We start from the raw sequence: 11,031 nt of genomic DNA, 5'->3' as shown, positions 1-11,031 counted from the left end.
CAACCAGTATCGCTCAAGAAGACCGGATGAGGTCTGCGACGGTTGTGTTTCCACTAGCGATTCGGAAGCCTGAGCCGCCTGAGGTCCAGGAAAACTTAGGAATATGCGATCGTCTAAAAACGATTCACGCATTCACCGATGCAGAGCCAGCGCGAATGGAAAACTTGTCTGAGAGGCGTCTTCCCATCCGGGTGCACGGGCGCTCAATGTAGTAAAACGAAAGCGCAGCCACTGGGATCATCAGAAGAAAAGCACCTGCGTGAAAAGCTGCGGCTATGCGCTGTGTGCCGTACCGGTCAAAACTCCCGGTAAAGATCTCTTGCCAAAGGTAGAGACTGTAAGAGATCAGACCGATCCATTGCAGACCGGGCCAGTTCAAGACTTTTCTCGGCCATCCCGGTCTGCACATCGTGTACATAAGCATCAGGCCGATGGCGAAGGGGCCGATCAGCGCATAGATACTCCCCTGAATGCCGCCCTTGTCCATTGGGCTGATGAGTAGTAACGCTCCCGCAATGACAGCCATTGGATGGACGTGAACGACTATCTGATAAAGCCTGTCTTCGAAAACAGCCATGAGTGCCCCGACACTAATGCAGCTGAAACCGAGCACGACACCGGCGGACAAAATTCTCCCGAGATGACCCCATTGAATAATCAAACCCCAGAGAAGCATGAACGCCAATCCTGCAAACAAAAACTTCGTGCGTTTACTGCCGCTTAGCAAGACCCACAGAGGTGGAAGCGCCAGATAGAACTGCTCTTCTACAGACAGGCTCCACGAGTGTCCTACAAACCAATCAGGATGCTGTAGAGGGATGAAATCGTGGAGAAATAGTCCAGCTATTGCTGCCCAGCTAAACTCCGTCGGTGTGCAGCCTGCCCAGCTCAGTAGAAGGACCGTAGCCAGAAAGCAATAAAAGACAGGGATGATGCGTAGGAATCGCCGGGTGTAAAAGCCCTTAAGAGAGACTGACCCGCGTTCTGCCTCCTCAAGAATCAGCAATCGTGTGATGACGAAACCGCTGATGCAGAAGAAGATAAAAACGCCGAGACCGCCGGCTACGAAAATCTCACGATGCACCCAAAATCCAAGCGTTCCCTTTGCAGAAACAGGGAAGGCAAACAGAGCCATGTGCTGCATCAGCACCAGCAGAATGCTCACACCGCGCCAGCCGTCGAGTTCTCGGATGCGTCCTGGCTTCATCGGAAATCCACGCGGACTAGAGGTAGCTCGCTGGAGCGAGCTGTAAGGACTGCAGCGTTTCCCGATGGTAGGAAATAAAATACGAAATTTCAATCGCGAATAAATAATAGCGAATAAATAATCTTAAATATTTTCCATAGAAAAAGAAGAGCCGCCATCCCGATGAGCGGATGGCGGCCCTTGTAGCTCAGAGAAATGTAGACTTACGCTTTCGCTGGAACCAGATTCCCCAGCTTCTCCTGTAGCAATTCTTCACCGCGGGCGAAGAGTTCATCGACGCTGAGCTTGCCAGCGTCGACGTCGGCGAGGATGGCCTTCTGTGCCTGGTATTCCTTGTTAACGATGCCTGCCTTGGACTGCAGCATGCGCCATGCCTTACGGCGCTCGACGCAGAAGAGAACAAGCTGGCGTGAGAGCGCGATGAACTGCGGCTCGCCGCCTGCCTTGGCCGGTGGCAGGGTGATGTAGACACCGAAGTCAGGGATGAATGAGCGGTGCTCCGGGCGCAGATAACGCCGGTAGACGACGTCCTGCTGCGTGACGCGCACCAGCATGCTGTCGAGCGAGATCAGCTTCTGGCAGACATCCTTCTTGACCTTCTTCACGTGATTGCGGAAGCGGGCCTCAGTGGTGCACCAGTGGGCGACGGTGTAGCGGCTGACTTCGCCGGTTACCTTGTCCTTGGTGGAGTACCAGTCCATATCGGCTGCAGGGTTACCCTTGACGTCGAGTGCTTCCTGATAGCTTTCGCCGAGGCGCGGGTTGAAGACGAACTCCGGCACGCCGCGGGAGTCGCGTACGCGCTGAGCCTGGGTGAGAGCCATGTCGTCGGGCACGCCGTGCTCGGGCTGGCAGGTGGTGAAGGACTGGATGAAGGCCGTTCCGCGATACTCGACGGCATCGAGTATTGCCCGGTAAAGCTTCGGTGCGTTGGCCATCGAGATCTGCGCGACGAATGGCGATCCGTGGCCGGCCAGGAAGGTCTCGGCTACGGTCTTCTTCTCGACGTTCTTGCCTTGGGTTGCAGCGCCGAAGACGTTCATATCGTTGCCTCCCAGCATCGGAGTTGAGTCGGAGTTCTGACCGCCGGTGTTGGAGTAGACCTGGGTGTCGAGCATGATGACCTTGACGTTTGGCCGGTTTTGCAGGATCACTTTGGAGGTGTTCTGGTAACCGATGTCGCCGATTCCGCCGTCACCGCCGACTACCCATACCTTGGGCAGCTCGACGATTTCCTGGTCGGTCATGGTGGCGTCGGTGAAGTGAGTCAGCTCGTAGTATTCACGCGGGGTGATGACATTCTCGTCGCGAGTGAGAATGGCATCGGTCAGGCGCTCAGGAAGGACGGAACGGCGGGCATGGTCGACGATGAAGCTCTCGCCCATCAGCCAGCCGATAGTGACGCCGTCCTGGAAGAGCGAGTTCATCCACGGATAGGGATGCGGGTTGTTGGGAGCCGTGGAGCCGTAGACTGTGTTGCAACCGGTGTGAGCGGCCATGGCCATCACGGACATACCGTTGGCGAGGCGGCCATCGATGGGCTGCAGGCTCTTGTGATTGAAGGCTTCGGTAAGCAGGATGGCGGCGAGTGCGTCCACGATCTGCTGATCGGTGATGGGGCCGTTGGCGGCTTCGTGCGCGGCGATGCGGCTCTTGGTGTCTTCTGTATCTTCGCCGCCCAGGCCGAGGATCAGATGCGCGATAAGCTGCTTGAGCAGCGCATGCTCTTCTGGATTGCGCTCGGCAAGAGCCGCCAGGCGGGCAACGCCGTTCTTTTCGAGTTCGCCGGCCTTGTTCTGGAAGCGGTCGCTCTTGGCGTAGTAGACGGGCCGCATATAAGCCTCAGTCACTGCGGCAATCGCACGTAGAACGCTCTTTTCGCCGCAACCCGCACAGGCTCCGTCTCCGGAGACCAGTGCGTCGTAGTTGGAGCGGACCATGAGCAGATTGCGCAGTGTGGCGGTTTTCGACTCAGCCGGGTTGGCCGCGTTGAAGAGACCGAGGAATTTCCGAGAGGTATCCGGCAGCAGGTCCAGGAAGGCGGTGCCTGTCTCATGTTCGGCGTTGACTTCTTCGGTTTCGGAGACCATGCGCAGGGCGTCGTGCTCGCCGCAGGCGGTAACGCAGGCCGCGCAGCCCTTGCATAGATCGGAGACGAAGATGGAGAAGACGCCGCCGGAGCCAGCCTTTTTGCGCTCGGGTGAGGAGAAGATGGCGTTGACCTTGGTGTAGGCCATCGGCACCTTGGCGATGATGTTGGCGAACTCGGTCTTTGCCTTCTCGGAGAACTCGGGGATGCCGTTGGTGACGGTGACGAGAATTTCCGACATAGGTGTGGAGAGTTTTTTGGCCACGGCCTCGTTCATCATGACACGGGCCTTGGAGTCGATCTCGTTGACCTTGGAGAGCATCAGGGCGCGGTCGCCGAAGTCAGAGACGTAGCGCATGACCGCTGTGCGGAGGATGGTATCGACTTCCTGCGAGCAGTTCGGCAGAGCCGTATCCGGGCAGGCTGCGATGCACTCCATGCACTGCGTGCAGTTCTCTGGGATGTAAAGCGGGGTCTCGCGGCGAGCGACGTACTTGGAAGCGGTGTCGCCGGTTGCCGCTGCGATCATGCCGAGCGCCGAGAGCGGTGTAGCCGGCTGGTCGTAGCCGTAGTCGGAACGGAATTCGCTATCGAAGGTTTCGAGAAGATGTAGTGGATCACGCTCGGCCTGGCCGGCAGGCAACGCATGCGAGCGGCAACCTGTGGAGCAGCTTGAGGCCGCGCCGACAGGAACTTCTTCAAAGATAGGCAGCAGGGCTTTGCCGCGCAGGCTGGAGCGATCCGGAGCCGCTAGCTCACCGATGTTGATCTCGGTGCAGAGCTCGAAGCCTTTGGTCATCACTTCCATGTTGGATTGGACAACCGCATCGCCGAGCTTGCCGAACTTCTTGACGTATTGCTTGAAGACAACCTCGCGGTACTTTTCCTGCGAGATGCCGAACTCCTGCAGCAGCGGTGAGACGGCGAAGAAGGCTCCGAGGAAGGCATTGCCTTGCATGCGCAGCTGAAGATCGCCGCGGTCTGTTGCGTTCTTGGCGATGTTGAAGCCGGGCAGGGTGAAGACACGAATCTTTTTATCGACGATCTGCTTGCGCGCCCAGATGGGCAGCCGCTCCCAGGCTTGCTCGCCGGTTTCGTCGGACTCCCACACAAGGCAGCCGCCCTCAGCCATGCCATCGAGCGGATTGGTGTGGGTGAAAGCCTTGGGGTCACAGCAGAGAACCACGTTCACGTGGCGCAGGTCGCAGTTGACGCGGATGCGGTCCTTGGCGGCGACCATGAAGTAGCTAGTTGGCGCGCCCTTCTTTTCTGAGCCGTACTTGGGATTGGCGCTGACGTGGATGATCTCCTTGGGCTGTCCAAGTTCGTCGACCAGGCCGTCGCGTTCGAAGAGAGTGTCGTTCAAGTCGCCGAGGATTGCCCCGAGATTCTTGCCGGTGGTGATAGCGCCCCAGCCGCCGATGGAATGGAAACGGACTGCAACGGCGCCCTCGGGCAGCAGTGATGGTGTCTCATTGGCGACGACGGAGTAAGGATGATCGATGCCGAGAACGATGAAGGTCGCTCCGTCGGCAGCGGTCTTGCCATCTTTGCGCTTGCTGCCGTCAACGGCATACTCGAAGGCTCCGATGATGTGCTCTGGGCGGAAGTCACGTGAGCCGAGGCCGTAGCTGCCGCCGATGATGCGCGGCATTTCTTCGGCGGAAATCTTGGAAAGCCCTTCGGTGCCGGCCAATGCCTTATTGAGAGCGGTACGGATGTCACGGCCGAGCGGGTTGTCGCCAGCCATAGCTTCATCGGTGCGCTCGAGGATGATGACATTCTTCTTGCCCTTGAGCGCGTTTACGACGGCAGCTTCGGGGAAGGGGCGAATGACGTTGACGTGGATGGAGCCGACGGAAGAGCTGCGTGTCTCGCGCAGATAGTCGACCGCAGCTTCGATGTTCTCGGCAGCGGAACCCAGGGAGACGAAGACAGTCTCGGCGTCATCACACTTGTATTGACTGATGAGACCATAGGTGCGACCGGTGAGAGCGCCGAAGTCATTGTAAGCGGCCTCAAGCATATCCAGGATTGGCTCGACGAAGTTGTTGCGCCGCGCCACCACGCCCTGCATGTAGTGTTCCTGGTTCTGCACTGGGCCGAGCATCAGCGGAGCCTTGAGATCGATCATGGCCGGTACACGGCGGCGCTTGGCGCCGAAAAGCGTGCGCTGGGCTTCGGTTGGGGTGTCAATGATGTCTTCGGGGGCGCCGAGGAACTCACGGATCAGTTCGGACTCGTGCTTGTAGAAGGTGCGCTCCAGGTGCGAGGTCAGGAAGCCGTCCATGATGTTCATGCCCGGCGTGAGGCTAAGCTCGGTGACGCGTCGAAGGATCAGCGCCTGGTCGGCAGCCTGCTGGGAATCTTTACCGAAGACCATAATCCAGCCGGTGTCGAGCGCGCCGTAGATATCGTCATGGCCGCAGTGGACGTTGAGGGCATGCTTCGTCAGAGCGCGTGCGCCGACTTCCAGAACCATGGTGGAGCACTTGCCCGGCGCGTGGTAGTACTGTTCGACGCCGTACACAATGCCCTGGCCTGAGGTGAAATTGACGACACGCTTGCCGCAGACCGAGTGGGCAATAGCTCCACCCTGGGCTGCGTGCTCGCCTTCGGTCTCGATGGCGATGGTGTTGTGTCCGAATACGTTGAGATGTCCCTCGGCATAAGCTTGCTGGAAGAGCTCGCCGCCTTCCGTCGATGGAGTGATCGGATAAAAGATACCGGCGTCAGCGATACGTGTTTCCGTGTGATAAGAAATGAGTTGGTTGCCATTCGCAGTGATGCGAATACCGGGATAACGTGCCGCTTTCTTGCCTGCATTGGTCGTCATAATTTCTCTCCATCGCGCCTGATCCTGCACGAGACTACATCTGTTCGGTCCGGTTCCGGTCATTTTCCGGGAGCCCGGCGGGTGAGCACAGAGAACGTTCGCACTGGTCGTTCCGGTGAGGCTTAATCGGCCCGAAAAAGTTGCTCATTTCCAAGGTTTTCGAGCAATAGCGTACGCCGGAAAGACACACCCTTCCGTGCGAAAATTGTACGGCTCAGATGAATCCAACAGCAAACGGTGCGTGTTACCAGTTGGGATGGCGCTCGGGTGGCCACCCTCGAAATAGTAAGGCGGATTGGGGATTGGCCCTCAGAAGTCTTTGACGTACCTCAGGCAGGCCGGTTGGAGCCAGAATGCCGCTGCAGCACCACGGCCGCCGCTCCGCGCAATCGGGCGAGTTCCGGATCGGTAGTGATTTCGAGCTGCGGTGGCGTACCAGCCAGCATGGTTTTCTCCATTTCCCGCTGGACGATGGGTCCAAAACGCGGCCAGACAGTGGCGATGTCCCCCGTAATGAGGATCTTTCTGGGCGCCAGGGATGCAGTTACCAGTCTCAATCCGCGGCCCAGCCAAGTTACCTGACGCATGACGGCCTCGATCGCCCGTTTGTCCCCCTCTTCAGCAAGCTGCAGCAGCTGAGGGATTGGAATGACGCCATCGTTCTTCGAGATCTCTGCATAATACCGCTGGCCAGCGCGCGATGAAGCAAACATCTCCCAGCAGCCGCGCTGGCCGCAACCGCACAGGGGGCCGGAGGGATCGATGGGGCTGTGTCCGAACTCCCCAGCCAGTCCATTTGTCCCCGTGATGAGCTGTCCGTTGGCGAGAATCGCAGTGCCGATGCCTTCGGACACCGTCACAAGTACCGCATCTCGAACTCCATCGAGTCGGCCAGACCATAGCTCCGACAACAGGCAGGCGTTGGCGGCATTGGCCAACTCGACTCGCAGGCCCATCGCGTCCTGTACCGCGGTTTTCAGGTCGTAGTTGGTCCATTTCAGATTTGGGGCCAAAATCAGCCTTTGCGTCTCCGGATCGACACGCCCCGGCATGCTGATGCCGACACCCTCGCAAGAGCGGTCCGCGTGGCGGGAGAGGATCAACTGCATGCAGGTAATAATTTTTTGCCCCGAACGTTCTGGCTGGCGGACGAGAGATACTGTCTCCCGTTCAAGAAACCTTCCGTTCAGATCCACCAGGGCGACGATGCCTTGATTGGGGCGGATGTCAGCCGCAAGTATGACGAGCCGGTCGTTGAGCGACAGCAACGTTGGTCTGCGTCCGCGCGGGCGGCGCACCACGGCGCCTTCTGTCACCCACTTCTCTGCGATGAGCTGCTCAACGATAGCGGAGACAGTGCTGGGCTGCAGGCCTGAAAGCCGGGCCAGATCGGCGCGCGCGATCGGCTGCTTGCAGCGAATAAGCTCAAGAACAATGTCGCGATTGATGTCACGCGCATCTTCGCTTGAGGCGAGTTTTACGTAGGCGAGGTCGATACGCCGAATGCCTCGAACTGAAGAGCGTGAACTTGCTGTCATGTGATGTGCTGCGGCTCCGCCGGCTTTCGATTCCACTCATATTAAATGCGGATACTAAGTGTAGCGAGATATTGTTTTTGTGGCGAATGAAACAGGCAAAGCTATGCTGAAACGGAGGCATTTGTTTGGGACTGTTCTCCGTATGTTTCTAGGCTCAAAACATAGTCCGGAACAGTATGCGTTGGGATGTCGTTGGTTCTCCGATGCTGCACGCCGATCCGGGAGATGTTATAGTCGGCAGGTTTCGTGAAATGAATTATGAAGAGCGAAATCCATTGCGACAATGTCTTGATTTCCCGATTGGCTTTGGATGCGGCAAAATCGCAATCCAATCATGCCGCGCAACTTGCATTGCTGACGGGTATGCGCGCTGAAGAAGACTCGATCAGGCGGGGCGGCGGGGAAAAGGCCTCAACAGCTCAGCATGCCAAGGGCAGGCTGATTGTTCGCGAACGTCTGCAACTTTTGCTTGACCCCGGCATGGAACTACTTGAGCTGGGCTTGTGGGCTGCGCACGGAATGTACACCGAATATGGCGGTGCACCTGCCGCTGGCGTTGTAACTGGTCTTGGACGGGTATGTGGGCGCTTGTGCATGATCATCGCCAATGACGCCACGGTGAAGGCTGGCGCGTTTTTTCCCATGACCGCGAAAAAGGTGCTCCGCGCGCAGACCATTGCGATGGAGAATCGCATTCCTACGCTTTATCTCGTGGACTCCGCAGGTGTATTTCTTCCGTTACAGGAGGATGTATTCCCCGACACGGACGACTTTGGCCGCATCTTCCGCAATAACGCCGTGATGAGTTCCATGGGGATACCACAAATCACGGCAATTATGGGCATGTGTGTCGCAGGCGGGGCGTATCTGCCGGTGATGACAGATACCGTATTGATGACCGAAGGCTCCGGGCTATTTCTTGCCGGCCCTTCCCTGGTGCAGGCCGCCATTGGGCAAAAAACAGATGCGGAAGAGCTGGGCGGCGCAGCCATGCATGCAGAGATCTCGGGTACGGTTGACTTCAAAGAGCCGAATGACGAGGCATGTATCGCGCGACTGCGATCACTGGTCGATAAATTTGGTGCGCACCCGCAAGAAGTCTTTGCCCGCAAAGACTACAACGCCACAGAAGATGCGCCGAAGTATGCGGCGGAAGATCTATACGCATTGCTGAATCCGGAGCCGGGAGCAAGCAACCTCTACGATATGCGCGAGGTGATTGCGCGCATTGTGGATCGCAGTGAGTTCGATGAGTACAAGGCCGAGTTTGGCCGCACGGTCCTTTGCGGCTATGCGCGTATCGCTGGCCGCGCCGTTGGCATTATTGCCAATCAAAAAACGAATCAGACCCAGACTGTAGCGATGGGGCCGGCCGCGGGAACGAAACGCATTGAAGTAGGTGGGGTCATTTATACAGAAAGTGCGCAGAAAGCAGCGCGCTTCATTCTCGGCTGCAATCAGAACCTCGTGCCGATGATCTTTCTGCACGATGTGAACGGATTCATGGTGGGCAAAGATGCAGAGTGGTCCGGCATTATTCGCGCCGGAGCCAAGATGGTATCGGCTGTCAGCACCAGCGTGGTGCCGAAGATCACCGTCATCGTAGGCGGCAGCTTTGGAGCAGGGCATTACGCCATGTGCGGCAAGGCGTACGATCCTCGCTTTCTTTTTGCGTGGCCGACGGCGCGCTATGCAGTGATGAGTGGTGCTTCAGCTGCGGCAACTCTCACCGAGGTGCGAGCAAAGCAGATGGAGCGCGGCGGACGCGTGCTCACAGCGGAAGAGCGACGCGCGATTGAAGAGGAAATCAAAGCCAGCTATGATGCGCAGGCTGACCCCCGCTATGGAGCTGCCCGCCTGTGGGTCGATGCCATCATCGATCCGGCGAAGACGCGCGAAGCGCTTGCCCTGGCGCTGGAAGCCGCTGCGTTGAATCCTGAAGTTCCACGATGGAATCCGGGCGTTATCCAGACCTAGCGCGGAAACGTTTGCAATGCCTTTTGCGATACGAGGTCTGTCCAATTCCAGCCACTGCGCAAGACAGAGGTGCACAAGCCACTGTATGATTGCCGGTTTTCGATGGCTGTATTTCAGTTTGCGCTGGCGCGGCATCCAACTGTGGGAGTGTCAGCGTAGCTCAGAGGAGTGCGAATGCCGGTTGAGATGGAACGGTTGGAAAGCCTGTATCCCTTTGTACTGACCGAAGAGCAGGAACAACTAAGGCGAGAAATTCGTGAGTTCGCCACGCGCGAGGTTGCTCCGAACGTTGCGCGATGGGACGAAGCAAGCGAGTTTCCGGCCGCAGCCGTCCGCAAGCTTGGCGAGATGGGATTGCTTGGGGTTATTTTCCCGCCCGAGTATGGTGGCGCCGGTCTCGGCTATGTCGATTATGTGCTCGCAATCGAGGAGCTCTCCGCAGCCGATGGTTCGCTTGGCATTACAATGGCCGCGCATAATTCTCTGGGCACGAATCACATCTTTCTAGCCGGCAATGAGGAGCAGAAGAAGCGATACGTTCCACGGCTGGCAAGCGGTGAGTGGCTTGCGGCGTGGGCTTTGACTGAACCTGGCTCGGGATCCGACGCAAGCAACGCACGTACTATTGCTGTCAAACGCGGAGACCGTTACATTGTCAACGGAAACAAAATCTTCATCACCAACGGAAGCCACGCAGATGTTGCCGTCGTGATCGCGGCAACGGACAAAAGCAAAGGCACGCACGGGCTCTCCGCTTTTGTAGTTGAGAAAGGCACGCCAGGTTTTCAGCCGGGCAAAAAAGAAAACAAGCTTGGCCTGCGCGCGAGCGATACAAGCGAGCTGATCTTTGAGGATTGTGAGATTCCGGAAGAAAATCTGCTGGGCGCGGAAGGCGAAGGGTTCATCGATGCGATGCGTGTGCTTGATGGCGGTCGCATCTCAATCGCGGCGCTGGCATTGGGCATAGCGCGGGGCGCGCTCGATGCCGCGGTGAAATATGTAAAAGAGCGAAGGCAATTCGGCAAGGCGATTGCGGAGTTTCAGGGCATCCAGTGGAAGCTTGCTGATATGGCGACCGAGCTCGATGCTGCTCGTCTGCTCACCCAACGCGCGGCAGTTCTGAAAGACGCAGGCCGCAAAGTTACGCGCGAGTCGTCGATGGCTAAATTGTTCGCCAGCGAAGTTGCCGTTCATATCTGCGATGAAGCGGTACAGCTTTTCGGCGGATATGGCTTCATCAAGGACTATCCCGTTGAGAAGTACTATCGCGATGTGAAGCTGTGCACCATTGGAGAAGGCACCAGCGAGATTCAACGTATGGTCATTGGGCGCGAGATATTGAAGGTCTATCCGTCGCGCGGTTGATTGTCGCGTGGCACGGCAC

Annotated in this window: 5 protein-coding genes; 2 read left to right on the top strand and 3 right to left on the bottom strand. The window is 57.7% G+C overall.

The genetic code is table 11. The annotated features are described in order from the left end of the window. Window positions 1-124: 124 nt before the first annotated feature. The 3 genes from OHL22_RS04075 to OHL22_RS04065 form a co-directional block, all read right to left on the bottom strand. Entirely contained in the window at window positions 125-1,207 is a 1,083-nt protein-coding gene (locus OHL22_RS04075) for an acyltransferase family protein (protein ID WP_263333527.1), read from the bottom strand. Window positions 1,208-1,410: 203 nt separating this feature from the next. Then, window positions 1,411-6,132 carry a 2-oxoacid:acceptor oxidoreductase family protein gene (locus OHL22_RS04070; protein WP_263333525.1) on the bottom strand — a complete coding sequence of 1,574 codons (4,722 nt, stop codon included), beginning with the start codon at window positions 6,130-6,132 and terminating at the stop codon, window positions 1,411-1,413. A gap of 329 nt (window positions 6,133-6,461) precedes the next feature. Then, entirely contained in the window at window positions 6,462-7,670 is a 1,209-nt protein-coding gene (locus OHL22_RS04065) for an ROK family protein (RefSeq protein ID WP_263333523.1), read from the bottom strand. Between the two features lie 258 nt (window positions 7,671-7,928). Between OHL22_RS04065 and OHL22_RS04060 the strand changes: the two genes are divergently transcribed. Both OHL22_RS04060 and OHL22_RS04055 read left to right on the top strand, forming a co-directional pair. After that, window positions 7,929-9,647: an acyl-CoA carboxylase subunit beta gene (locus OHL22_RS04060; protein WP_263333521.1), complete on the top strand. Its 1,719-nt coding sequence runs from the start codon at window positions 7,929-7,931 to the stop codon at window positions 9,645-9,647. A 174-nt stretch (window positions 9,648-9,821) separates the two neighbouring features. Then, complete coding sequence (locus OHL22_RS04055; protein ID WP_263333519.1) at window positions 9,822-11,012, top strand: acyl-CoA dehydrogenase; 1,191 nt, start codon at window positions 9,822-9,824, stop codon at window positions 11,010-11,012. The last annotated feature ends 19 nt before the right edge of the window (window positions 11,013-11,031 follow it).

Origin of the sequence: Acidicapsa dinghuensis (assembly GCF_025685685.1) — a bacterium.
In the GTDB taxonomy this organism is placed as follows: domain Bacteria; phylum Acidobacteriota; class Terriglobia; order Terriglobales; family Acidobacteriaceae; genus Acidicapsa; species Acidicapsa dinghuensis.
Note: the sequence above shows the minus strand (reverse complement) of the source record. Positions and strands in the feature narration are given on the sequence as shown.